We start from the raw sequence: 22,732 nt of genomic DNA, 5'->3' as shown, positions 1-22,732 counted from the left end.
CAGGGCTGGCGGTGCAGTCGTTTTCAATTACCCACAGACAAGCGCTGCCAGATACGGCATGGAGCAGAGCAGGGTGTTTGACGCGAGTCCCTTGGACAAGGGAAAGAAGATGGTGCACCAGGCGGGATTCGAACCCACGACCACTGCCTTCGGAGGGCAGTACTCTATCCAGCTGAGCTACTGGTGCGACGCGGGCGCCATGATACTCATCTGCGTGCCGCCCGTCCATGCCGCTGATTCGTCGGGTGTTTCCTCGCCTGTTATAGGCTATTAATGGCGACAAGAGCCAAAACGGTATAAAGCCCTCGGTTGTTCTTTTTTTCGAACAGGCTATTGTCCTTTACCCCCTTTGTCCCTAGGATTCGTTTGAGATTTCAAACGATCTTGTCTGAGTGCTGAGCCGAACGCCTAACGTCCTGTGCGTTTTCCAGATACTTTGGTAAGTGAATGACTTCCTGACGGCAGCCTTCCATGGCGCCTTTCTACTCTCAATAATTCGCTCCGCGCCCGCGCGGTGCTGTTAAGGAAAGCCCACATGCAGCTCAAAGACGCACAGTTGTTCCGCCAGCAAGCCTACATTGATGGTGCCTGGGTAGACGCGGACGGTGGTCAGACGATCAAGGTCAACAATCCGGCGACCGGTGAAATTATCGGTACGGTGCCAAAAATGGGTGCTGCTGAAACCCGTCGCGCCATTGAAGCCGCAGACAATGCACTGCCTGCCTGGCGTGCACTGACCGCCAAAGAGCGTGCGACCAAGCTGCGTCGCTGGTTTGAGCTGCTGATCGAGAACCAGGACGATCTAGGCCGCCTGATGACGCTCGAACAAGGCAAGCCGCTGGCCGAAGCCAAAGGCGAAATCGTGTACGCGGCCTCGTTTATCGAGTGGTTCGCCGAAGAAGCCAAGCGCATTTATGGCGATGTTATCCCGGGCCATCAGCCGGACAAGCGCCTGATCGTGATCAAGCAACCAATCGGCGTTACCGCGGCTATCACACCGTGGAATTTCCCGGCGGCCATGATCACTCGTAAAGCCGGCCCCGCGTTGGCGGCAGGCTGCACCATGGTGATCAAGCCGGCTTCGCAAACCCCGTTCTCGGCACTGGCACTGGTTGAGCTGGCGCACCGTGCCGGTATTCCAAAAGGCGTATTGAGTGTTGTCACCGGCAGCGCTGGCGACATCGGCGGCGAGCTGACCAGCAACCCGATCGTGCGTAAATTGTCCTTCACCGGCTCGACCGAAATCGGTCGCCAGTTGATGGCTGAATGCGCCAAAGACATTAAGAAAGTGTCGCTGGAGCTGGGCGGCAACGCGCCGTTTATCGTGTTCGACGACGCTGACCTGGATAAGGCCGTCGAAGGCGCGATCATTTCCAAATACCGTAACAACGGCCAGACCTGCGTATGCGCCAACCGTCTGTACATTCAAGACGGTGTATATGACGCGTTCGCCGAGAAGCTGAAAGTGGCTGTGGCTAAATTGAAGATCGGTAACGGTCTTGAAGAAGGCACCACGACCGGTCCGCTGATTGACGACAAGGCTGTGGCCAAAGTCAAAGAACATATCGCTGACGCCGTAAGTAAAGGTGCAACCGTGCTGACTGGCGGCAACAGCCTGGAAGGCAGTTTCTTTGAGCCGACCATTCTGATCAATGTGCCGAAAAACGCCGCCGTCGCGAAGGAAGAAACCTTTGGCCCGCTGGCGCCGCTGTTCCGCTTCACAGACGAAGCTGAAGTGATCGCGATGGCCAACGACACCGAGTTCGGTCTGGCATCCTACTTCTATGCACGCGACATGAGCCGTGTGTTCCGTGTAGCCGAAGCCCTTGAATACGGGATGGTGGGTGTGAACACCGGCCTGATCTCCAACGAAGTGGCACCTTTCGGCGGTATCAAGGCGTCGGGCCTGGGCCGTGAAGGCTCCAAGTACGGCATCGAAGACTATCTGGAAATCAAATATCTCTGCCTGAGCATCTAATCCGGCGGGTGGTTCAGCAGAAGGGGTACGAGAGCGATGCCCCCTCTGTGCTTCAAATCGTTAACTTTTGTGGCCGGGTGCGCCATGCCAGTCGATCATCGAATGCTGGCAAGGCTGTGACTTAGGCGCGTCAGACTTGAACCACGCCGCGTGATACGCGGCGAATGAGGACATCATGAGCAACAAGACCAACGCATCTCTGATGAAACGCCGTGAAGCTGCTGTACCACGCGGTGTTGGCCAAATTCACCCGATCTTCGCCGAGTCGGCAAAGAACGCCACGGTAACCGACGTTGAAGGTCGTGAGTTCATCGACTTTGCGGGCGGTATTGCCGTACTGAACACCGGTCACTTGCACCCGAAAATCATCGCGGCCGTGCAAGAGCAACTGACCAAGTTGACTCACACCTGCTTCCAGGTTCTGGCTTACGAACCGTACGTTGAGCTGTGCGAAAAAATTAACGCCAAAGTGCCGGGCAATTTCGACAAGAAAACGCTGCTGGTGACCACGGGTTCGGAAGCGGTAGAAAATGCCGTGAAAATCGCCCGTGCTGCCACTGGCCGCGCTGGCGTGATTGCCTTTACCGGCGCTTACCACGGTCGCACCATGATGACCCTGGGCCTGACTGGCAAAGTCGTGCCGTACTCGGCTGGCATGGGCCTGATGCCCGGCGGCATCTTCCGCGCGTTGTACCCGTGTGAGCTACACGGCATCAGCGTTGACGATTCGATCGCCAGCATCGAGCGTATTTTCAAAAACGACGCCGAGCCTAAAGACATCGCCGCCATCATCATCGAGCCTGTGCAGGGCGAAGGTGGTTTCTACGTGGCACCGAAAGCGTTCATGGCCCGATTGCGCGAACTGTGTGACAAGCACGGCATCCTGCTGATTGCTGACGAAGTACAAACAGGTGCTGGCCGTACGGGCACTTTCTTCGCCATGGAACAGATGGGCGTTACCGCCGACCTGACCACTTTCGCCAAATCCATCGCGGGTGGCTTCCCGCTGGCCGGTGTGTGCGGCAAGACAGAGCTCATGGACGCTATCGCTCCGGGCGGTCTGGGTGGCACGTATGCCGGCAGCCCGATTGCCTGCGCCGCTGCGTTGGCCGTGCTTGAAGTGTTTGAAGAAGAGCACCTGCTGGATCGCTGCAAAGCGGTCGGCGAGCGCTTGGTCACGGGTCTTAAGGCTATTCAGGCCAAGTACCCGGTTATCGGTGATGTGCGTGCATTGGGCGCGATGATCGCGGTCGAGCTGTTTGAAGGCGGTGATTCGCATAAGCCAAACGCCGCTGCAGTGGCTCAAGTTGTCGCTAAAGCGCGTGAGAAAGGCTTGATCCTGCTGTCGTGCGGCCCTTACGGCAACGTCCTGCGAGTGTTGGTGCCGTTGACTTCGCCCGACGAGCAACTGGATAAAGGCCTGGCAATCATCGAAGAGTGCTTCGCTGAGCTGGCGTGAGTCCTGATGCCTGAATTGTGACTCGATAGACAAAAAAAACCGCTTCGGCGGTTTTTTTTGGTTTGGGCGATTCATTTACGTATTTTTTCTACCAGCGCGCGCTCCCTTTGACTAAGGTGCAGGCATTACGCCGGGAGCAAACTCGATGACAGCTGTAGATTCACTGGCGGTGCCGAGCGTGCTGATTGCCGAGCCAGACCCTTGGACTTGCGATTTGCTTAAACAGATGGTGTTGAGTGTGCGCTGCGATGCGCAGCTGGATGTGTGCCAGGAAGGTCCGCAAGCACTGACGCTCTTGAAGCAAAAAACCTACGACCTGGTCATAGCTGACGGCAAATTACCGGGCATTGGCGGGCTGGATTTATTGCGCAGGGTTCGCCAACTGCGTCGCAGTCCTCTCCAGCCTTTTATTTTGCTGAGTGAGCGCAGTGACAGCGCCAGTGTGCGTGAAGCTTTGCCCTTGGCACCGACGGCCTACCTGACCAAACCGTTGGACATGAGTGGTTTGACGCTTCGCCTGCAAACCTTGTTGCTGAGGGCAGGGCAAGCGGTCTCGTGTGATGTGCCCGCACTGTCCCCGGGCATGACGCTCAAGGAGTTTTTGGCACAGCGACGAACGTCATGCGATGGTGCCCCGCTGTCGGTGGATGTCCACGCGGTCGTCAAGCAGAGCATGGGGCCTGTCGGCCTGGACCTCGGGTTGCTTGAGCAGTACGCCCATACCGATCCGCAAATCGGTGCAGTATTGATTGCGGCGGTCAATAGCGCCGCCAGGCACCGTACCAGTCCCACACAGACGCTTGGGCAGGCCTTGCAAGGCTTGGGCGCGACGCAAAGCGTGAACCTTATACAAGGGCTGGCGCTAAAGCAGAGCGCCTATCTGACCGACCCGTGCCTGACTGACTATGCGCAGCAGCAGTGGGCCGTGTCACTGCGCACAGCTGAGTATGGCCGCACCTTGGCAGGCATCCTGAATCTGGACAAAGCACGTTGTTATTACGCCGGGCTGCTGCACCGTATTGGTGATCTGGCGGTGTTGCGCTGTTTACAGGAATGGCAGTTGGCCGGTGGCGAGCTGGACACTCAGGTGATTGACGCGTCTCTGGCCGAATTTGCTGCAGCTTATGGTTCCGCATTGCGCACGCGCTGGCGCTTGCCGTTGGAGTTGCGGGAATTGATCGCAGCGATCTATCACCTGGGCGGTGGAGTGTATTCACGCGAGGCGCTGGTCATGAGTATGGCTGCTCAAGTAGCCAATTTGGCGTCAGACGATGGGATTGAGTCACTTGCTGAAAGCAAAACGGCCCGACTGTTGAAAGTCGGGCCGTTAGAGTTGGCGCGGTTGGTAAAAAAGCAGAGCCCCTCACCCTAACCCTCTCCCAGAGGGAGAGGGGACTGATCTGCACGCGGCTTCAAGATCACTCCAAACCAGCGCCCTCTCCCAGAGGAAGAGGGGACTGACCGCGCGCGGCTTCAAGATCACTCCAAACCAGCGCCCTCTCCCAGAGGGAGGGGGGACTGACCGCGCGCGGCTTCAAGATCACTCCAAACCAGCGCCCTCTCCCAGAGGGAGAGGGCGCTGACCGCACGCGGCTTCAAGGTTACCCTGAACCAGCCCCCTCTCCCTTTGGGAGAGGGTTGGGGTGAGGGTAGTAGCCTCTACGCTTTAGCGGGACGCAATGAGTACGTCTTCAATTGATTGGCAAACTCGCGCAACGACTGAATCCCGCTGGCTTCTGCCTCATGTACCCACTCTTTGATAGCGGCCAGCATGTCGTGACCGTTGGTGCTGGTCTTGACCCAGATCTGCTGCAGGGCCAGGCGCTTTTCGTAAATCACTTTCAGCGACTGGCTGTGCTCCAGCAGGCTTTCGATACGCTGGTGATGACGATCTTCAAGCAGGCTGGTCTCACGCGAAAGCAAGCGCTTGGCGCGACGGAACTGGTGGCGAACCGAATGATCAACCTTGGCCAGCTCTTGCTGCACCAAGGGGGCAATCACTAACTTGCGGTACTGCGCCATGATCTGGAACCGGTTGTTCAGGATCGCCATGGCGGTGTCCATGTCCAGATTGCCCTTACCTTCAACCCGGTGAGCAATGGGCGCAACGCGTTGAACCTTGGCCAGACCTAAAAAGCTGAACACCTTGATCCACGCCCAGCCCAGGTCGAATTCCCATTTCTTGACCGACATCTTGGCCGAGTTGGGGTAGGTGTGGTGGTTGTTGTGCAGCTCTTCACCGCCAATGATGATGCCCCACGGCACCAGATTGGTCGCCGCGTCGCGGCACTCAAAGTTGCGGTAACCCACGGCATGGCCCAGACCATTGACCACGCCTGCAGCCCACACCGGGATCCACATCATCTGGATCGCCCAGATGGTCAGGCCGATGGCGCCGAACAAGAGCAGGTCAATGGCCAGCATGATGCCCACGCCCAGCAATTTGTAGCGCGAATACAGATTCCGTTCTATCCAGTCTTCAGGGCAGTTCTTACCGTAAATACGCAGTGTTTCCGCGTTTTGTGCCTCTTCGCGGTACAGCTCTGCACCTTTGCGCAAAACGGTCGATAACCCCTTGATGACCGGGCTATGCGGGTCATCTACGGTTTCGCATTTTGCGTGGTGCTTACGGTGGATGGCAGTCCACTCGCGGGTATTCTGCGCAGTGGTTAGCCACAGCCAGAAGCGGAAGAAGTGTTTCAGGCCACCGTTAAGCTCCAAAGAGCGGTGCGCTGAATAGCGGTGCAGATAAACCGTGACCCCAATAATGGTCACGTGGGTCATCAACAGGGTGACCGCAACCAGTTGCCAGGCTGACAAGTCAAGAAAACCGTTGTACCACATAGGCTGTTTGGCCCTCGGGAAGATAAAAAAATTGCAACGCGCATTATCCCCTTGCTGCCAGATAAAACCAGTCGACCTTTCAGATAAGAGTATTCAGATGTTTCTTACACTATAATTCCTCTTTTTTTGTAGGTTCTTTAACTTTCTTATGTCGGTTTCATATCGTGATGCTTTGCGTGCGGCTTTGTTGTACGGGCTGTTATCGGTTTTCTGGCTGCAAATATCTGATCATTTATTGAACAGTTATTTCGATGATTGGAGCCAATTGGCCCAGTGGCAACGGATCAACGGTTATTTTTGGGCGTTTTTCAGTGCCGTATTAATTTTTATTGCCCGCGCACGGCTGTTGAGTTTTATGGGTGTGGGCGCCCGCTTGAAGCATCAACGTCAAGATCGGGAGCGCCTGCGCCAAGCGGCCGTGGTGTTCGATTGCACCCGTGAAGGCGTGTTGGTCACCGACTGCCGGGGCACGATTGTGCATGTGAACCGTGCTCTGGTTGAAATCACCGGCTATACCGCCGACGAAGTGTTGGGCCACCGCCCCAATATGTTCAAGTCGGGTCGTCATGGCCCCGAGTTCTATCAGGCGGTGTTTAAGTCACTACAAGAAAACGGTGACTGGAGCGGTGAGATCTGGAACCGTCGCAAAGATGGCGAAGTGTATCCGCAGTGGCAAACCGTCCGTGCGATTACTGATGGTGAAGGGCTAGTAACTCACTATGTCGCGGTGTTCACGGATATTTCGGCCATAAAAAAATCCCAGACTGAATTGACTCGGTTGGCCCACCACGACGCGCTGACTGACTTGCCCAATCGACTGTTGTTTACCGATCGCACTGAACAGGCGTTAGCCTCGGCGCTACGGCACTCCTCGGGGTGCGCGCTGCTGCTGATCGATCTTGATCACTTTAAAATCGTCAATGACAGCCTGGGCCATAACATCGGTGACTTGCTGCTCAAGAGGGTCGCTGACCGTTTGCAGCGTCTATTCGGTAAAGGTTTCACCGTGGCCCGATTGGGTGGCGATGAATTTGCCGTATTGGTCGACAATTGCTCGCGCACGGCTGAGGCGGCGTTGGCTGCGCAGAAGGTGCTGGAGGTGATGAAAGGGGTCTTTGAGGTTGAGAAGCATCAGCTATTTATCAGCGCCAGCGTCGGCATCAGCGTATTCCCTCGTGACGCTTTGAACGCCGAGCAATTACTGCGCAATGCCGACTCGGCGTTGTATAAGGCCAAAAAAACGGGCCGCGAGGGTTATGCCCTCTACACCGAAGAGCTGACCACTCACGCACAATACCGGGTAGAAGTGGCCAGCGATTTACGCCGGGCACTGGAGCAGCAAGAGCTGCGTGTGTATTACCAGCCGGTGCACGACCTCAAGACCAGCCGTCTGATTGGCGTTGAGGCGCTGGTGCGCTGGCAGCATCCGGTGCGAGGTTTGATATCGCCGGGCGAATTCATTCCGATCGCCGAACGTACCGGTCTGATTGCCGAAATTGACGCGTGGGTGTTGGAGCAAGCCTGCTGGCAAATGGGCCAGTGGCAATGCGCTGGCGTCGAGTTGTCATTTGTGGCCGTTAATATCTCCAGCCGTTTGTTTGCTCGTCCTGAATTGTTCACGCTGGTATCTACCGTGCTGGCCGATACAGGGCTGGATCCGGCGCTGTTGGAACTGGAAGTCACGGAAAGTGCCGTGATGGACGATTCACAGGCCGCGCTGGAGCAAATGCATCGCCTGCGAACCTTGGGGTTGCGACTGGCCATTGATGATTTCGGAACGGGTTTTTCGTCTTTGCTACGGCTCAAGCAGTTACCTGTGCAGAAGCTCAAGATCGATCAGGGATTTGTCGCCGGGCTACCGGCAGACAATGACGACGTGGCGATTGTTCGCGCGGTCATCGCACTGTCTCAAAGCATGGGCTTGCATGTGCAGGCAGAAGGGATCGAGCAAGTCGAGCAGGCGCAATTCCTGCACGACCTCACGTGTGATCTGGGCCAAGGCTACTGGTTTGGACGCCCGATGCCGGCCAGCGAACTGGACTGGCAGCGAGCTCCAGCGATTCACGGCTAAGCCGGATTCAGTTCTTCTCGGGCGGCAGGGTCGGCAGCTCGCGAAGGGCTGTTTCGTACCATTGCGAATCAAAGGCGCGGTCTTCTTCGAGGAGCGCGTCAATCTCCACGGCAAGCACATGCGCCATCATGCTCAAAATTTCGTCGCGCTCGTAGCCAACCAAAGTCAGCTTATTGAACGTGGCTTTAGCGGCAGGGGGGTTGTCGCTTTCAATCTGGTTTTCAATCGCTTGAGTCAGGGTATCTTCTGCGAATTCTTCTTCGTCGGTGTCGATATCGGTTGGCTCGCTCATGGGCAGGCTCCTTAAGTAAAGGGTGGCAGTCTAACGGCATTCAGCTCAGTGATGCTGCTAGCCAGCTTAGCGGCGAACCTCTATAACAGCTGCTGCCAACCCCAACACGGCCTGGAGGCTTTGCAATGCTTAAGCTTTATGGATTCGCAGTCAGCAATTACTACAACATGGTCAAACTGGCGCTGCTGGAAAAGGGCGTTGCTTTCGAAGAAGTCCCCTTCTTTCCAGGTTCTGCACCTCAAACGTTGACCATCAGCCCGCGTGGCAAAGTCCCTGTGTTGGGTGTCGAGCAAGGTTTTATCAACGAAACCAGTGTGATCCTTGAGTACATCGAGCAGACACAATCGGGTCCAAAGCTGTTACCGACGGATCCTTTCGAGCGCGCTCAAGTGCTGGCGCTCGCCAAAGAAATAGAGCTGTATATCGAGTTGCCTGCCCGTGCGTTGTACTCGGAGGCATTCTTCGGCATGACGGTCCCTGAGGCAATCAAAACTAAAGCCCGTACTGAGTTGCTTGAAGGTATTGCTTCGCTAGGTCGCCACGGAAAATTCTCACCCTTCGTGGCGGGTGAGACGCTGAGCCTGGCGGATATTTACTTCCTTTACAGCGTCAGTCTGGCGTGTGCGGTCGGGCATAAATTGTTTGGCCTGGACTTGCTGGCCGATCTGCCGGGGGCCAAGGCGTTGCTCGAACAACTTGAGCAAAACCCGCACGTGCAGAAAATCGCTGCGGATAAAGAAGCGGTCATGCCGCAGTTTCTGGCCTGGATCAGTAGCAAGAAATAAAGCTTGGCTTAAGCGCTGGGTAAAAAAAACGGGCACATAAAGTGCCCGTTTTTTTGCTGCAAGGTAAACGAGCTTAGCGGTTAGCCAGCAACGCCTTGCCACGGGCTACAGCCGCTTTCACTTGCGCAGGCGCGGTGCCGCCAATGTGATTACGGGCGTTGACCGAGCCTTCGAGGGTCAGCACGGCAAACACGTCGTCTTCGATCTGATCGCTGAACTGGCGCAATTCTTCCAAGCTCATTTCAGCCAGGTCTTTGCCCGTTTCAACGCCGTACTTCACCGCGTGGCCAACAATCTCGTGGCAGTCACGGAACGGCAGGCCTCGACGCACCAGATAATCGGCTAGGTCAGTAGCTGTCGAGAACCCGCGCAACGCCGCTTCGCGCATCATGGCGTGCTTGGGCTTGATCGCCGGGATCATGTCGGCAAAGGCACGCAGCGAATCGCGTAGGGTGTCAGCCGCGTCGAACAACGGCTCTTTGTCTTCCTGATTGTCCTTGTTGTAGGCCAGTGGCTGGCCTTTCATCAGGGTCAACAGGCCCATCAGCGCGCCAAATACACGGCCGCTTTTACCGCGTACCAGTTCCGGGACGTCCGGGTTTTTCTTTTGCGGCATGATCGAGCTGCCGGTGCAGAAGCGATCAGGCAGGTCGATAAACTGGAACTGCGCACTGGTCCACAACACCAGCTCTTCAGAGAAGCGCGACAAGTGCATCATCGCAATGCTGGCTGCGGCGCAGAATTCGATGGCGAAGTCGCGGTCCGACACGTTGTCCAGCGAGTTACCGCCCACGGCGTCAAAACCCAGCAGCTGCGCCGTGAATTCGCGGTCGATCGGGTAAGTGGTGCCTGCCAGTGCGGCACTGCCCAGAGGCATACGATTGGTGCGCTTGCGGCAGTCGACCAGACGCTCATAATCGCGGCTGAGCATTTCGAACCACGCCAGCATGTGATGACCAAATGTCACTGGCTGTGCGGTTTGCAGGTGTGTAAAGCCGGGCATGATGGTCTCGGCTTCGCGTTCGGCCTGCTCCAGCAGGCCTTTCTGCAAACGGGTAATTTCAGCCAGGATCACGTCAATTTCGTCACGTAGCCACAGGCGAATATCGGTGGCGACCTGATCGTTACGGCTGCGACCGGTGTGCAGTTTTTTACCGGTCACACCAATGCGGTCGGTCAGGCGCGCTTCGATATTCATGTGCACGTCTTCCAGGTCGATACGCCAGTCAAACGTGCCGGCTTCGATTTCGCTCTGGATGGTTTTCAAGCCTTCGATGATGCTGTCGCGCTCGGCATCGGTTAGCACGCCGACTTTGGCCAACATCGTGGCGTGAGCCACGGAGCCCATGATGTCGTGACGGTAAAGGCGCTGGTCAAAAGTGACGGAAGCAGTGAAGCGCGCAACGAAGGCGTCGACGGGTTCACTGAAGCGGCCGCCCCAGGACTGATTGGTCTTGTCGGTGCTCATGAATTCGCTCGTAATCGGCTGAGGAAAGTTACACAAAAAGTTGCTGCAGATCATAACAGGGTTGCCAGCGCTGACGTTGACGTACGTCGGTAACCTTTTGTATGAAGTGGGTTATAAAAAATACAGCAACGAAATTGACGGATTACCCCCATTCGTCTTGGCAACCGTCTACAGTTGGTCATATGGATCAGTCTTTGCAGGTCTTTATCAATGACTAAACTGATTCGGTAATAAACCGAGCAACAGACACAGGTGAATTTTGCTGCGATGTTGCGGCACTTTTTGGCCTTCGCGCTAGTCTTAGCGTGGATCGCCGTGACAGTCGTCACTTCACCTGTCTACGCTATCCTTGTGCGAGACTCACGCAGGAATACAGCGCTATATGAATGTCCTGATCGTTGATGACGAAACCCTGGCCCGCGAGCATTTGAGCCGATTAGTTGGCACGCTTGGTGGCCATACATTGCTGGAACCCACCGCCACTAATGGCGAAGAGGCATTGAGCCTGATCGAAAGCCTCAAGCCGGATGTCGTGTTACTCGACATTGGTCTCCCAGGCCTCGACGGCTTGCAGGTTGCTGCCAAATTATGCGAGCGCGAGCTGCCCCCTTCGGTTGTCTTTTGCGTCGCCCCTGACGAGTTCTCGCTGCAAGCTTTGCAGGAGAGCGGGCTCAGCTATGTGCTCAAGCCGATCAGTGCCGAGGCATTGAGCGCAGCATTGAAAGAGGCGCATCGGCCCAATCGAAGCCAGCTAGCTGCGCTGACCCGGCCTGCCGCGCAATCGGGCAGCGGTCCGCGAAGTCATATCAGTGCCCGAACCCGCAAAGGAATCGAGCTGATTCCCATCGAACAAGTGATCTACTTCATCGCCGATCATAAATACGTGACGTTGCGTCACGAAGGCGGCGAAGTCTTGCTTGATGAGCCTCTCAAATCCCTTGAGGACGAATTCGGCGAACGTTTTGTGCGTATTCATCGCAATGCGCTGGTGGCACGCAACCGTATCGAGCGCCTTCAACGTACGCCGTTAGGGCATTTCCAGCTCTATCTGCGTGGGCTCAATGGTGATGCGTTGATTGTCAGCAGACGTCATGTAGCCGGGGTTCGCAAAATGATGCAGCAGCTTTAGGGCCGGTCAGCGGGCCAGGGAGGCCACGTACTTTCTGATACAAGTCAAAGCTGTTTTGGCTGAGCTGTTATTATCAGCCGTATCTATTCAGTACGGATTGATCCATGTCCTCTCGCGAAATCCGCATCGCTACCCGTAAAAGCGCCCTGGCTCTGTGGCAGGCCGAGTATGTCAAAGCCCGCTTGGAGCACGCTCACCCAGGTCTTTTGGTGACGCTGGTTCCTATGGTCAGCCGTGGCGACAAGTTGCTGGACTCTCCGCTGTCGAAAATCGGCGGCAAGGGTCTGTTCGTGAAAGAGCTCGAAACCGCATTGCTCGAAAACGAAGCAGATATCGCCGTGCACTCCATGAAAGACGTGCCGATGGACTTCCCTGAAGGCTTGGGCTTGTTCTGTATCTGCGAACGTGAAGACCCGCGCGATGCTTTTGTCTCCACGACCTACGCCACGCTTGATGCCTTGCCAGAAGGCAGCGTGGTCGGCACATCGAGCCTGCGTCGACAGGCCCAGTTGTTGACCCGTCGACCCGACCTGAATATCCGTTTTTTGCGTGGCAACGTTAATACCCGTCTGGCCAAACTGGACGCGGGTGAATACGACGCCATCATTCTTGCGGCTGCAGGTTTGATTCGCCTCGGCTTTGAAGACCGCATCACCTGCGCGATCAGTATCGATGACAGCTTGCCGGCCGGCGGCCAAGGCGCGGTGGGTATTGAGTGCCGCAGTGCCGACAGTGACATTCATGCCTTGCTAGCGCCTTTGCATCATGCCGACACCGCGGTGCGTGTGACGGCCGAGCGCGCATTGAACAAGCATTTGAATGGCGGCTGTCAGGTGCCTATTGCCTGTTATGCCGTGCTCGAAGGCGATCAAATCTGGTTGCGAGGCCTTGTGGGCGACCCCAATGGCAGCATGCTTCTGACGGCTCAGGCACGCGGGCCCCATAGCGCTGCAACAGAACTTGGGATCGAGGTGGCTGAAGCGTTGCTGGATCAAGGTGCCGGCGCGATCCTGAAAGCTGTTTACGGTGAGGCAGGTCACGAGTGACAGGTTGGCGCTTGTTGCTGACCCGGCCCGCAGAGGAGTCGGCAGCGCTGGCGTGTGAGTTGTCCAGTGTGGGTGTTTACAGCAGCAGCTTGCCGCTGCTGAACATCCAGCCGTTGGTATTGACTGACGCGCAGCGGGCGCTGATCGCTCAGCTTGATCGCTATTGCGCGGTCATTGTCGTCAGCAAACCCGCAGCGCGGCTGGGCCTTGCTCTGGTCAGCCAGTATTGGCCACAGCCCCCCGCCCAGAAGTGGTTCAGTGTGGGAGCCGCGACCGCGCAGATTCTCACCGACCATGGTCTCGATGTTAGCTACCCTCAAAGCGCGGATGACAGTGAGGCCTTGTTGGCATTGCCTGCGTTCAGTCAGGCTGTTGCCTGCGATAACCCAAGGGTTCTGATTTTGCGCGGCGAGGGTGGGCGAGAGATGCTGGCCGAGCGTTTACGAGACCTGGGTGCACAACTCGACTACCTTGAGCTGTACCGTCGCGAGCTGCCTTCCTACCCGCCAGCCGCGCTGGTGGAACGCGTGAAAGTGGAACGCCTGAACGGTCTGGTGGTCAGCAGTGGGCAGGGTTTCGAACATTTATGCCAATTGGCAGGCGATGCCTGGCCGCAACTGGCAAGTTTACCGTTGTTTGTTCCAAGCCCTCGGGTTGCGCAAATGGCGCGAAATGCCGGGGCGCTAAACGTTGTGGATTGTCGTGGTGCCAGTGCCACGGCTTTGCTGGCGGCGTTACGGGAACATCCCGTACCTGCTTTCTAATGCAAAGGATGGATACGTGAGCGAAACAGTCTTGCCAAAAGAATCCGTGCAGCCCGCGCCTCAAGCGCCGGCTCAAAAGCCCGATACGCGCTCCGAGCGGCGGGGCAATGGTCTGGCCGTGGTGGCGCTGTTGCTCGGTGCCGCTGGCGTTGCCGTCGGCGGTTGGGGGGTGTGGCAGGTGCGTCATCTGCAAGTCGCCACCGAGCAGCAGTTAAGCGAAGTACCGGCGCTGGCGGCGCAAACGCTGTCGATCAAGCAGGGAGAGCAACAACTGCTGACGCGCCTCAATCAGTTGCCGTCTGCCAATGAGCTGGATAACCAGCGCCAATTGGTTGTGCAGTTGCAAGGTGATCAACAGCGCTTGAACCAGCGTCTTGAAACCGTATTGGGTGCAAGCCGCAAGGATTGGCGCTTGGCCGAGGCCGAACATTTGCTGCGCCTGGCCAGCCTGCGCTTGTCAGCCCTGCAAGACATCAGCAGTGCGCAAGCGCTGGTGCAGGGCGCTGACGATATTCTGCGCGAGCAGAATGATCCCGGGTCATTCGCTGCCCGTGAGCAATTGGCCAAAACCCTTACCGCCCTGCGCAGCGTAGAACAACCCGATCGCACAGGCCTGTTCCTGCAGTTGGCCGCCTTGCGTGACCAGGTGGCACAGCTCAATGCGCTGGCACCGTCCTTCAAGGATACGGGCGACTCTCTGTTGGGCCTCACAGCTGATGGCGATGGCGCGAGTCGTTGGGCGCAGTGGTGGGATGAGATTTCGCATTACATCCGTATCGACTTCAACGCGGATAAAAATGTACGACCACTCTTGGCCGGTCAGAGCCTGACTCAAGTACGCCTTGCCCTGAGTCTGGCGCTGGAACAGGCGCAGTGGGCAGCCCTCAATGCTCAGGAGCCGGTTTATACCCAGGCGCTGGCGCAAGCCGAAGACGTGCTTAAAAATAATTTCAACTCGGATAACGCGCAAAGTAAGAAGTTGCTAGAGCAGGTGGTGGCGCTGAGCAAACAGCCTGTCACGGTACAAACCCCCGACCTCGCCGGCACCTTGAGCGCCGTGCAGGCCTATCTGGAGCGTCGCCACGTTTCTGCTGACGAGCCGGGCAAGGCGGCTGGCAATCCTGCGCAGGAGACCAGCCCATGAGACGTTTCTATGTGATTGTGTTTTTGTTGATCGCAGCGGCGGCGTGCATCGGCCTGGCAATCGCCGAGGACTCGGGTTATGTGCTGATTGCCTACAAAAGCTTCCGTTACGAATCCAGCCTGTGGGCGACCTTGGCACTGGTGATGGTGCTTTGGCTGCTGGTCTGGGGCATCAAGCTGCTGGTCGAACTGCTGACCACGTCGACCGGGCTGGTCAATCCCTGGTCGCGACGTAACCGTAGCCGTCGCGTGCAAATCGCTATCGAGCAAGGCCAGATGGACCTCGCCGAGGGCCGTTGGGCCAGTGCGCAAAAACACCTCGCTCGAGCTGCCGAAGCTGAGCGCCAGCCATTGCTTTACTACCTTGGTGCCGCCAGGGCTGCCAATGAGCTAGGGCGCTATGAAGAAAGCGACCGCTTGCTGGAACGTGCGCTTGAGCGCCAGCCTCAAGCCGAACTGGCGATTGCCTTGAGCCATGCCCAGTTGCAAGTCGACCGTGCCGACACAGAAGGTGCGCTGGTCACTTTACAGGCCATGCACGAGCGTCATCCACACAACGTGCAAGTGCTCCGCCAGTTGCAGCGTTTGCACCAGCAGCGCGGTGATTGGGCGGCCTTGATCCGCTTGTTGCCCGAATTGCGCAAAGACAAAGTGCTGCCCGCAAATGAGCTGGCCGAGCTGGAGCGTCGCGCCTGGGGTCAAAACCTGAGCCTGGCTGCGCAGCGTGAAACAGAAGGCGAGGCGGGGCTTAAAGCCTTGCAGCGTGCGTGGCAACAACTGACATCGGCCCAGCGTCAGGAGCCTGCACTGGTGCTGGCTTATGCCGAACAATTGCGTCAGCTGGGTGCTCAAGCCGAGGCAGAAGAGGTGTTGCGTGGCGCTCTCAAGCGCAACTATGACAGCCACCTTGTGCGCCTGTATGGCCTGCTTCGTGGCAGTGACCCGGTGAAACAGTTGCAGACGGCCGAAGGGTGGCTGAAGGCGCATCCCGGTGACGCCAGTTTGCTGCTGACGTTGGGTCGTCTGTGTTTGCAAAACAGTTTGTGGGGCAAGGCGCGTGACTACTTTGAAAGTAGCCTGAAGATTGAGCGTAATCCTGAGACCTGCGCAGAGTTGGCGCGCTTACTGGCCCAGCTGGGTGATACGGGGCGCAGCAACCAGTTGTTTCAGGAAGGCTTGAATATGCTGGATGAGCGCTTGCTGGCGTTGCCGCTGCCGGCCTAAAACGCTTCCGGTAATTGAGCCCAGCCAGGATTGCTTCAAGCGATAAATGAACGCGGTGAGCGGAGGCTATTTTTACAGCCGCTCTCCCGTTCACTGTCTCCTACAAAGTCTTAGCTTAGAGCGAAGGTTAAGTGCAGGAAGTGATACCGCAACAGGTGTAAAACAGGCACCAAATGACGCGTGAAGTTATTTCCTACAGGTTAATAGCATCATGCCTGCAAGATCTGTTTGTTATTCCCTACAACCTTAAAGACGGTTCGCCAGCGAGCCATCTTGAAAGGGCCAATGGCTTTCATCTACCGTAGCCAGCTACCAATTTTGTTACGGAAAAGCCATGTTTTTGGCCTGCTCACGTTTCATTTTTCTGCTTGTTTTCCTTCTTGGCGCTCTCGTCATGGGTGCCTCTTTATTTCTGGAATATGGGCTGGGGTTTGAGCCGTGCCTGCTATGTCAGATCCAGCGGTATTTCTTGTTGGGCTTGTGCATTGTCAACCTGGCAGCATTTATCCACAGGCCACAATGTAATGGCATGAAGGCCTACGCCATTGTGTCCACCGTGTTGGCGCTAGGAGGCGCTGGCAGTGCTGTGAGGCAGGTGCTGTTACAAGGGCTTGCCCCCGAGCAACTTATGTTTTGTCAGCCCGGTCTTGGCGCGATATGGCTCAATCTACCGCTCTCCGAAGTTGTGTCGACAATCTACCGGGGCAGTGATGCGTGTGTGCAGACTCACTGGAGCGTATTCGATCTGCGCGTGGCTGAACTGAGCTTGCTGGCATTTGCCGGTTTAACTGTGCTGAGTGGTTATCAAATTATTCGAGCGCTTTCTTACCGCGAATGACCCGAGCATGCGACGTGGCGTAGCAGTCCAGATTAAACGCTTGTATGAACTTTCTCTCGTGCGTACCTTGAAGACGTCGCCGTGCGGGCATAATCTGGCCCGAACGCATTATTGGAAATATGCCGCCCAAACCAGGTGCGCTTTGCACATTTGGGCTCAGACAGGCTTGGCCATCGCCAGGCGGCCTAAGCCCACAAGGGAAGAGAGATCGTCATGCTCGAGAGTTGCAAGAATGCTCAGGAACGTTTCAATGGCGTCCATAAGCTGATTGATCGCTGGCTTGCAGAGCGAGAACAACTTATCGAGGCGTATGAGGCTGTCAAGCTTGAGCAAAAGAGCTCAAACCCCAAGCGGAAGCCCCAAAAAGATTTTTGTGTGATTTTGGTGGACTACGTTTCCGCAGGCCATTTTGAAATTTATGCAGAGCTGGCTGAAGAAGCCAAAGCATTCAATGATGTTCGGGCACTGCAGTTTGCCCAGAGTATTTATCCGCGAATTGCAGTCAGCACAGAGGCGGCCTTAGCCTTCCATGAGCGCTGTGGAAACGCCCACAACCCTGCTTGCGACAAACTTGCCGCCCATTTCAAAAAACTCGGCGCCTTGCTGGATGAGCGTTTTGAACTCGAAGACTGCCTGATCGAAGTGCTGCACAACGCGCACAAACAAAAAGAAGTTGAAGCAATACAGGCCTGAGTCTTGGGGCTGTAAAAAAACGGTGCGCTGGGCGCGCCGTTTTTCGTTCTCCGGGTATCAGTTTCTGCTGTCGAGCAATTCGACTTCAAACACCAGCGGTGTATAGGGCGCAATTAAATCCCCGGCTCCCGTAGCGCCGTAAGCCTGACTGGATGCAATCACCAGTCGCCACTTTGCCCCTACCGGCATCTGTACCAGCGCACTGCGCCATCCTGCAATAACGCTGTCCAGGCGAAACCATTGGGGCTGGGTGCTTTGATCGAACACGGTGCCGTCTGGTAGATGGCCTACATAGTTCACATACACAGAATCCTGCGCACCCGGCTTGGCGCCCGTGCCGGGTTTTAACTCCGTCACAATGACGCCTTCTGACAGCTCTCGCGCATTCGTCTTGCGTTTCTCTATCGCTAAAAAATCACGCTCTGAGGCCAAGGCGATTTCACTGCGTGGTGCCGTACTCGTGTTTTCCGCGTTTGCCTGATGCTCAGTCAGAATCGCTTCGATGCGCTCATCACTCAATGCCAGCTGTTTGCCTTGATACGCCGTGCGCAGACCCTCGATCAATGCCTGGATCTGCAAATCAGGAACCTCGTCACGCAAGCGCTCACCGAGGCTGGCGCCCAGGCTGTAAGCAAGGTCGTGGGCGGCGTCAGGGCCAGGAGGCGAGGCCGCGTGGGCCAACGGTGCGAGGCTCAGTAACGTCAATAAAAGGTAACGCGCCATGGACACTCTCCGGGCTGAAGTGCGCAGGATTATGCCAGTGCACCGTCGTAGAAACGTGTATTTATTCGGGGCTGGCAAACGCGCTGATGGCCCCTGAGAATTGCGCGCGTTGATTATTTAAAAAGGATCCGGCACAAGTTTCTAGACGGCATGCAACCCACAGCTATGGTTAGTGTCAAGATGATCTAGCGGCGGTTCCTACAGAGGTCTAGTATGAGCCGCACTCACTTCAGCCAGGAGGTAAACCATGTCGGCCAAAAAGAAGCCAGTAAATACGCCGTTGCACCTGCTCCAACAGCTCTCAGGCAGCTTGCTTGAGCATTTGGAAAACGCTTGTTCCCAAGCGTTGGCTGATGCTGAGAAATTGCTCGCCAAGCTTGAGAAGCAGCGCGGCAAAGCGCAGGAAAAATTGCACAAGTCGCGTGAAAAGCTGCAAGAGGCTGCGCGTGCAGGCAAGTCCAAAGCTCAGTCCAAGGCCAAGTCTGCGGTTAAAGAGCTTGAGCAGCTTCTTGATTCGCTCAAAGAGCGCCAGACTGAAACCCGCGATTACATTCAACAACTCAAGCGTGATGCTCAAGAAAGCCTGAAGTTAGCTCAAGGTGTGGGCCGCGTTAAAGAAGCGGTAAGCAAAGCGTTGTCGACTCGCGACGCCAAGCCAGCATCGGCTGCTAAAAAACCTGCGGCTAAAGCCCCTGCCAAGGCACCGGCAAAAGCAGCCGCCAAGCCCGCTGCTAAAACACCCGCGCAAAAGCCGGCAGCTTCCCGTGTAGCCAAGCCCGCCGCCAAGCCGGTTGCAGCCAAAGCCCCAGCGACCAAGCCCGCGGCTAAAACTGCTGCAGCCAAACCTGCTGCCAAGCCTGGTACAGCTAAAACGGCTGCTGCCAAACCCGCAGCAGCCAAAGCACCTGCTAAGGCGCCAGTAAAAGCCACTGCCAAGCCTGCGCCGAAAACCGCCGCGGCTAAGCCAGCCGCCAAGCCAGCCGCTAAACCTGCGGTTGCAGCAAAGCCAGCCGCTAAACCAGCGGTAGCTGCCAAGCCTGCAGCCAAGCCAGCGGTAAAAGCTGCTCCCAAGCCAGCTGTTAAAAAACCCGCGGCAGCCAAACCTGCCAGCGCGGCGGCCAAGCCGACTACAGCGCCTGCAAGTGCATCGGCTAAATCGCCTGCAGCACCTGCTACAGCGCCAGCAGCCACCACTCCTGCAACATCCCCGGCTAATTCAGCTACGCCAGCAGCAACACCTTCCAGCGCGTCCTAAGCGGGGTCGATTGCGGCGCGCAGTGTTTGCAGCGCGCCGTAATCCGGGCGGTCGATACTGGCCGCCATCATTGCTGGCCAATCGCAGTTGTCTTGCGATTGAGCACGCTGCCATTGCTGGCTCAACGCCTCCAGGCGACTCAACAACGTTCGTTCGGCCTCCAACTCCAATGCTTTGACCTGCACGCGCAACGCTGCCAGCGCTTCATCTTGTGCGCAGGCTTCGCGCCACTGTGTGCGCAATTGCCGTAACGGTTGCACCACCTCGCGCTGCCACGGTTCGGCGCAATCCTTTAATTGCTCCATCCGGGCCTCAGTGCAGGCGATGCCACGCTGTTGCAGCCATGCCGCACACAGCAACAGGCACACATCCATGCCTTGGTCTTGCAGGCGCAAACAAGCGTGCTCCACACCCGGCCGGGCATAAAGGTTCAAACAGTAATTCCACAGGTCATTCTGCATAGTGCAATTCGCGCCAGTTGAGAGGGAAGCTGGTAGACTCCGCCGCCATTATGATCCGACTTCAGAACCTGACTTTACAGCGTGGCCCGCAACGTCTGCTAGAAGACGCCGAGCTGACCCTGCACGCCGGCCACAAAGCCGGTCTGGTCGGCGCCAATGGCGCCGGTAAATCCACTTTGTTCGCCTTGCTGCTGGGTGAGTTGACGCCTGATTCCGGGGATTGTCTGCTGCCTGCCGACTGGCGGATTGCCCACATGCGGCAAGAAATCGACACCCTCGACCGCATTGCGGTCGACTATGTGCTCGATGGCGATCAACGCTTGCGCCAGGTGCAAGCCGATCTGGCCAAAGCCGAAGCCGCAGAGGACGGCGCCGCGCTGGCGCGTCTGCATGCCGAGCTGGACAGCGCCGACGGTTACACCGCCGATGCGCGCGCTCGCAAAATGCTGGCCGGGTTGGGCTTCACCAATGAGCAAATGGACCGTCCGGTTGCTGACTTTTCGGGTGGCTGGCGGATGCGCCTGAACCTGGCGCAAGCGCTGATGTGTCCGTCGGATCTATTGCTGCTCGATGAACCGACCAACCACTTGGATCTCGACGCCATTCTGTGGCTTGAAGACTTCCTTAAAAATTACCCGGGTACCTTGCTGCTGATCTCCCACGACAGGGATTTCCTTGATGCCGTGGTCGATAACATCGCCCACGTGGATCAGCGCAAAATTACGCTCTATCGCGGCGGCTACAGCGCCTTCGAACGTGCCCGTGCCGAGCGTCTGGCTCAGCAGCAGCAAGCCTACGAAAAGCAGCAGGCGCAACGTGCGCACATGGAAAGCTACATTGCTCGTTTCAAGGCTCAAGCGACCAAGGCGCGTCAGGCTCAAAGCCGGATCAAAGCCCTGGAGCGCATGGAAGAACTGAGCGCTGCCCATGTCGATTCGCCATTCGACTTCGTGTTTCGCGAGGCGGTGAAGCTCTCCAGCCCGCTGCTCGACTTGTCCGATGCACGCTTGGGGTATGGCGATAAAACCATCCTTGAGAAGGTCAAGCTGCAACTGGTTCCGGGTGCGCGCATTGGTTTGCTCGGGCCGAACGGTGCCGGTAAATCGACGCTGATCAAAAACCTTGCTGGCGAGTTGGAGCCGCTGTCGGGCCGTTTGGCCCGTGGTGAAAACCTGGTGGTGGGCTACTTTGCTCAGCATCAACTGGACTCACTGGACTCCAAAGCCAGCCCGTTGCTGCACATGCAACGCCTGGCGCCCACTGAGCGTGAGCAAACGCTGCGCGACTTCCTCGGTGGGTTTGACTTCCGTGGTGCACGCATCGACGAGCCTGTCCTGAATTTCTCCGGTGGTGAGAAAGCCCGCCTGGCTTTGGCGCTCATTGCTTGGGGCCGTCCTAACCTGCTGCTGCTTGACGAACCGACCAACCACCTTGATCTCGAAATGCGTCTGGCACTGACCATGGCCTTGCAAGAGTTCAGCGGTGCGGTACTGGTGGTCTCTCACGACAGGCATTTGCTCAAAAGCACTACGGACGAGTTTCTGTTGGTGGCGGACGGCAAGGTTGAGGAATTCGACGGCGACCTCGAAGACTACGCCCGTTGGTTGGCCGACTATCGCTTGCGCAATGCTCCGACCAGCAATACGCCGGTCAACCCTGACAAGACCGATAAAAAGGCTCAACGTCAGGCAGCGGCAGCGCTGCGTCAACAATTGGCCCCGCACAAGCGCGAAGCCGACAAGCTCGAAAGCGAGCTGGGTAAGGTCAACGAAAAACTCGCGAAGATCGAAACCAGTCTGGGCGACAGCGGTGTTTACGAAGCGGCTCGCAAAGACGAACTGCGTGAGCTGCTGGCCGAACAGGCCAAGCTCAAAGTGCTTGAAGGCCAGCTCGAAGAGCGCTGGATGGAAGCGCTGGAGCTGCTTGAAACCTTGCAAGCGGAGCTGGAGGCACTGTCCTGATGGAATCCCTAGGCTTGTCTGTACCGGGGCAGATGATTGCACCGCTGTGGATTGGCGTGCAGATCTTGCTGATCCTGCTGGTGGGTTACTTCATGCAGCGTGGGGTGGCGCGTTTCCTGACCCGTATGGGGGAGCGTTACCCGTTGCCGCCGCAACTGCTGATCCCGCTGCGTGGTGGGTTGCGCTGGCTCATCATGGGCAGCGCACTGATTTTCGTGCTCGAACGCCTCGGTGTTTCGGCCACGGTGTTGTGGACAGCCCTTTCGGGCTTTGTCGCCGTGGCAGCGATAGCTTTCTTCGCGATGTGGAGCGTGCTCTCTAACCTGTTGTGCGCTGTGCTGATCTTCACCGTCGGGCCCTTCCGGATCGGTGATGTGGTGGAGCTGCTCGACACCCTCGACAAGCCGGGCGTCAAAGGCCGTGTCGTGGCCATCAATCTGCTCTATACCACTCTGGTCGAACCTGTAGAGGCCGGCAGCGGTAGCAGCATGGTGCAGGTTCCCAACAGTTTGTTCTTCCAGCGCTCGGTACGCCGCTGGCGCGAAGGCGACGTCTAACGCCGAACCCCAGTTGATTCTTCCCAAGTGGCGCATTAGCT

20 protein-coding genes, 1 tRNA gene and 1 pseudogene are annotated in these 22,732 nt (G+C 57.0%); 16 read left to right on the top strand and 6 right to left on the bottom strand.

Translation table 11 applies throughout. From position 1 onward, the window contains the following. Window positions 1-110 precede the first annotated feature (110 nt). Window positions 111-187, bottom strand: a tRNA-Arg gene (locus FJD38_RS09645). Window positions 188-535: 348 nt separating this feature from the next. Here FJD38_RS09645 and gabD point away from each other — a divergent pair. The 3 genes from gabD (at window position 536) to FJD38_RS09630 (ending at window position 4,809) form a co-directional block, all read left to right on the top strand. Beyond that, window positions 536-1,978, top strand: coding sequence for an NADP-dependent succinate-semialdehyde dehydrogenase (gene gabD, locus FJD38_RS09640; RefSeq protein ID WP_122785370.1), 1,443 nt, complete (start codon window positions 536-538; stop codon window positions 1,976-1,978). 175 nt (window positions 1,979-2,153) lie between these two features. Next, window positions 2,154-3,437, top strand: coding sequence for a 4-aminobutyrate--2-oxoglutarate transaminase (gene gabT, locus FJD38_RS09635; protein ID WP_122785369.1), 1,284 nt, complete (start codon window positions 2,154-2,156; stop codon window positions 3,435-3,437). A gap of 145 nt (window positions 3,438-3,582) precedes the next feature. Beyond that, window positions 3,583-4,809, top strand: a complete 1,227-nt coding sequence (locus FJD38_RS09630; RefSeq protein WP_146385053.1) for an HDOD domain-containing protein — start codon at window positions 3,583-3,585, stop codon at window positions 4,807-4,809. A 287-nt stretch (window positions 4,810-5,096) separates the two neighbouring features. Here FJD38_RS09630 and desA read toward each other — a convergent pair whose 3' ends face one another. After that, window positions 5,097-6,281 (bottom strand): delta-9 fatty acid desaturase DesA, encoded by a 1,185-nt coding sequence (desA, locus tag FJD38_RS09625; RefSeq protein WP_122785367.1) that lies wholly within the window; start codon window positions 6,279-6,281, stop codon window positions 5,097-5,099. 148 nt (window positions 6,282-6,429) lie between these two features. On the opposite strand from desA, the gene dibA reads away from it, so the two are divergent. Next, a complete protein-coding gene (gene dibA, locus FJD38_RS09620; protein ID WP_146385051.1) occupies window positions 6,430-8,352 on the top strand; it encodes a phosphodiesterase DibA in 1,923 nt (640 codons plus the stop codon). 7 nt (window positions 8,353-8,359) lie between these two features. Here dibA and FJD38_RS09615 read toward each other — a convergent pair whose 3' ends face one another. Next, window positions 8,360-8,644 carry a hypothetical protein gene (locus tag FJD38_RS09615; RefSeq protein WP_146385049.1) on the bottom strand — a complete coding sequence of 95 codons (285 nt, stop codon included), beginning with the start codon at window positions 8,642-8,644 and terminating at the stop codon, window positions 8,360-8,362. A 125-nt stretch (window positions 8,645-8,769) separates the two neighbouring features. Here FJD38_RS09615 and FJD38_RS09610 point away from each other — a divergent pair, with 125 nt between their 5' ends. Continuing rightward, a complete protein-coding gene (locus tag FJD38_RS09610) occupies window positions 8,770-9,429 on the top strand; it encodes a glutathione S-transferase family protein (RefSeq protein WP_122785364.1) in 660 nt (219 codons plus the stop codon). Window positions 9,430-9,502: 73 nt separating this feature from the next. Here FJD38_RS09610 and argH read toward each other — a convergent pair whose 3' ends face one another. After that, window positions 9,503-10,897, bottom strand: a complete 1,395-nt coding sequence (argH, locus tag FJD38_RS09605; protein ID WP_122785399.1) for an argininosuccinate lyase — start codon at window positions 10,895-10,897, stop codon at window positions 9,503-9,505. Window positions 10,898-11,166: 269 nt separating this feature from the next. Here argH and FJD38_RS09600 point away from each other — a divergent pair. The 8 genes and pseudogenes from FJD38_RS09600 to rsd form a co-directional block, all read left to right on the top strand. Then, window positions 11,167-11,283 (top strand): annotated as a pseudogene (locus tag FJD38_RS09600) (sensor histidine kinase); the annotation flags it as partial. Then, complete coding sequence (locus tag FJD38_RS09595) at window positions 11,280-12,026, top strand: LytR/AlgR family response regulator transcription factor (RefSeq protein WP_122785363.1); 747 nt, start codon at window positions 11,280-11,282, stop codon at window positions 12,024-12,026. The pseudogene FJD38_RS09600 and the gene FJD38_RS09595, both read left to right, overlap by 4 nt. A gap of 104 nt (window positions 12,027-12,130) precedes the next feature. Next, window positions 12,131-13,072, top strand: coding sequence for a hydroxymethylbilane synthase (gene hemC / locus FJD38_RS09590; protein ID WP_122785362.1), 942 nt, complete (start codon window positions 12,131-12,133; stop codon window positions 13,070-13,072). After that, window positions 13,069-13,836 (top strand): uroporphyrinogen-III synthase, encoded by a 768-nt coding sequence (locus FJD38_RS09585; RefSeq protein ID WP_146385047.1) that lies wholly within the window; start codon window positions 13,069-13,071, stop codon window positions 13,834-13,836. The genes hemC and FJD38_RS09585 overlap by 4 nt, the downstream gene beginning before the upstream one ends. 16 nt (window positions 13,837-13,852) lie before the next feature. After that, on the top strand, window positions 13,853-14,980 hold the full coding sequence (locus tag FJD38_RS09580) for a uroporphyrinogen-III C-methyltransferase (RefSeq protein ID WP_146385045.1): 1,128 nt from the start codon (window positions 13,853-13,855) through the stop codon (window positions 14,978-14,980). Then, a complete protein-coding gene (locus FJD38_RS09575; protein ID WP_146385043.1) occupies window positions 14,977-16,203 on the top strand; it encodes a heme biosynthesis protein HemY in 1,227 nt (408 codons plus the stop codon). The genes FJD38_RS09580 and FJD38_RS09575 overlap by 4 nt, the downstream gene beginning before the upstream one ends. Window positions 16,204-16,597: 394 nt before the next feature. Continuing rightward, on the top strand, window positions 16,598-17,041 hold the full coding sequence (locus tag FJD38_RS09570) for a disulfide bond formation protein B (RefSeq protein ID WP_244302711.1): 444 nt from the start codon (window positions 16,598-16,600) through the stop codon (window positions 17,039-17,041). 213 nt (window positions 17,042-17,254) lie between these two features. Continuing rightward, entirely contained in the window at window positions 17,255-17,734 is a 480-nt protein-coding gene (gene rsd, locus FJD38_RS09560; protein ID WP_122785356.1) for a sigma D regulator, read from the top strand. Window positions 17,735-17,791: 57 nt separating this feature from the next. Here rsd and FJD38_RS09555 read toward each other — a convergent pair whose 3' ends face one another. Continuing rightward, complete coding sequence (locus tag FJD38_RS09555; RefSeq protein WP_146385037.1) at window positions 17,792-18,457, bottom strand: FKBP-type peptidyl-prolyl cis-trans isomerase; 666 nt, start codon at window positions 18,455-18,457, stop codon at window positions 17,792-17,794. 247 nt (window positions 18,458-18,704) lie between these two features. Between FJD38_RS09555 and FJD38_RS09550 the strand changes: the two genes are divergently transcribed. Then, window positions 18,705-19,712, top strand: a complete 1,008-nt coding sequence (locus tag FJD38_RS09550) for an AlgP family protein (RefSeq protein WP_146385035.1) — start codon at window positions 18,705-18,707, stop codon at window positions 19,710-19,712. On the opposite strand, the gene FJD38_RS09545 is transcribed toward FJD38_RS09550, so the two are convergent. Beyond that, window positions 19,709-20,173: a TIGR02444 family protein gene (locus tag FJD38_RS09545; protein ID WP_122785353.1), complete on the bottom strand. Its 465-nt coding sequence runs from the start codon at window positions 20,171-20,173 to the stop codon at window positions 19,709-19,711. The two genes, FJD38_RS09550 and FJD38_RS09545, sit on opposite strands and share 4 nt — an antisense overlap. 50 nt (window positions 20,174-20,223) lie before the next feature. On the opposite strand from FJD38_RS09545, the gene FJD38_RS09540 reads away from it, so the two are divergent. Then, a complete protein-coding gene (locus FJD38_RS09540) occupies window positions 20,224-22,134 on the top strand; it encodes an ATP-binding cassette domain-containing protein (RefSeq protein WP_122785352.1) in 1,911 nt (636 codons plus the stop codon). Further along, the gene (locus tag FJD38_RS09535; protein WP_122785351.1) at window positions 22,134-22,691 is read left to right on the top strand and encodes a mechanosensitive ion channel family protein; all 558 of its coding nucleotides are present in this window, start codon (window positions 22,134-22,136) and stop codon (window positions 22,689-22,691) included. The genes FJD38_RS09540 and FJD38_RS09535 overlap by 1 nt, the downstream gene beginning before the upstream one ends. Window positions 22,692-22,732 lie beyond the last annotated feature (41 nt).

The organism is Pseudomonas saxonica (assembly GCF_007858365.1).
GTDB lineage: Bacteria > Pseudomonadota > Gammaproteobacteria > Pseudomonadales > Pseudomonadaceae > Aquipseudomonas > Aquipseudomonas saxonica.
Note: the sequence above shows the minus strand (reverse complement) of the source record. Positions and strands in the feature narration are given on the sequence as shown.

Excerpts from the sequence above, each read along its gene's own strand:
- gabT (WP_122785369.1), top strand. The coding sequence starts at position 2,154 with ATGAGCAACAAGACCAACGCATCTCTGATGAAACGCCGTGAAGCTGCT.
- FJD38_RS09570 (WP_244302711.1), top strand. The coding sequence starts at position 16,598 with ATGGGTGCCTCTTTATTTCTGGAATATGGGCTGGGGTTTGAGCCGTGC.
- FJD38_RS09575 (WP_146385043.1), top strand. The coding sequence starts at position 14,977 with ATGAGACGTTTCTATGTGATTGTGTTTTTGTTGATCGCAGCGGCGGCG.
- FJD38_RS09550 (WP_146385035.1), top strand. The coding sequence starts at position 18,705 with ATGTCGGCCAAAAAGAAGCCAGTAAATACGCCGTTGCACCTGCTCCAA.
- FJD38_RS09545 (WP_122785353.1), bottom strand. The coding sequence starts at position 20,173 with ATGCAGAATGACCTGTGGAATTACTGTTTGAACCTTTATGCCCGGCCG.
- FJD38_RS09540 (WP_122785352.1), top strand. The coding sequence starts at position 20,224 with ATGATCCGACTTCAGAACCTGACTTTACAGCGTGGCCCGCAACGTCTG.
- FJD38_RS09535 (WP_122785351.1), top strand. The coding sequence starts at position 22,134 with ATGGAATCCCTAGGCTTGTCTGTACCGGGGCAGATGATTGCACCGCTG.
- FJD38_RS09610 (WP_122785364.1), top strand. The coding sequence starts at position 8,770 with ATGCTTAAGCTTTATGGATTCGCAGTCAGCAATTACTACAACATGGTC.
- gabD (WP_122785370.1), top strand. The coding sequence starts at position 536 with ATGCAGCTCAAAGACGCACAGTTGTTCCGCCAGCAAGCCTACATTGAT.
- FJD38_RS09555 (WP_146385037.1), bottom strand. The coding sequence starts at position 18,457 with ATGGCGCGTTACCTTTTATTGACGTTACTGAGCCTCGCACCGTTGGCC.
- desA (WP_122785367.1), bottom strand. The coding sequence starts at position 6,281 with ATGTGGTACAACGGTTTTCTTGACTTGTCAGCCTGGCAACTGGTTGCG.
- dibA (WP_146385051.1), top strand. The coding sequence starts at position 6,430 with ATGTCGGTTTCATATCGTGATGCTTTGCGTGCGGCTTTGTTGTACGGG.
- argH (WP_122785399.1), bottom strand. The coding sequence starts at position 10,897 with ATGAGCACCGACAAGACCAATCAGTCCTGGGGCGGCCGCTTCAGTGAA.
- hemC (WP_122785362.1), top strand. The coding sequence starts at position 12,131 with ATGTCCTCTCGCGAAATCCGCATCGCTACCCGTAAAAGCGCCCTGGCT.
- FJD38_RS09595 (WP_122785363.1), top strand. The coding sequence starts at position 11,280 with ATGAATGTCCTGATCGTTGATGACGAAACCCTGGCCCGCGAGCATTTG.
- FJD38_RS09615 (WP_146385049.1), bottom strand. The coding sequence starts at position 8,644 with ATGAGCGAGCCAACCGATATCGACACCGACGAAGAAGAATTCGCAGAA.
- FJD38_RS09630 (WP_146385053.1), top strand. The coding sequence starts at position 3,583 with ATGACAGCTGTAGATTCACTGGCGGTGCCGAGCGTGCTGATTGCCGAG.
- rsd (WP_122785356.1), top strand. The coding sequence starts at position 17,255 with ATGCTCGAGAGTTGCAAGAATGCTCAGGAACGTTTCAATGGCGTCCAT.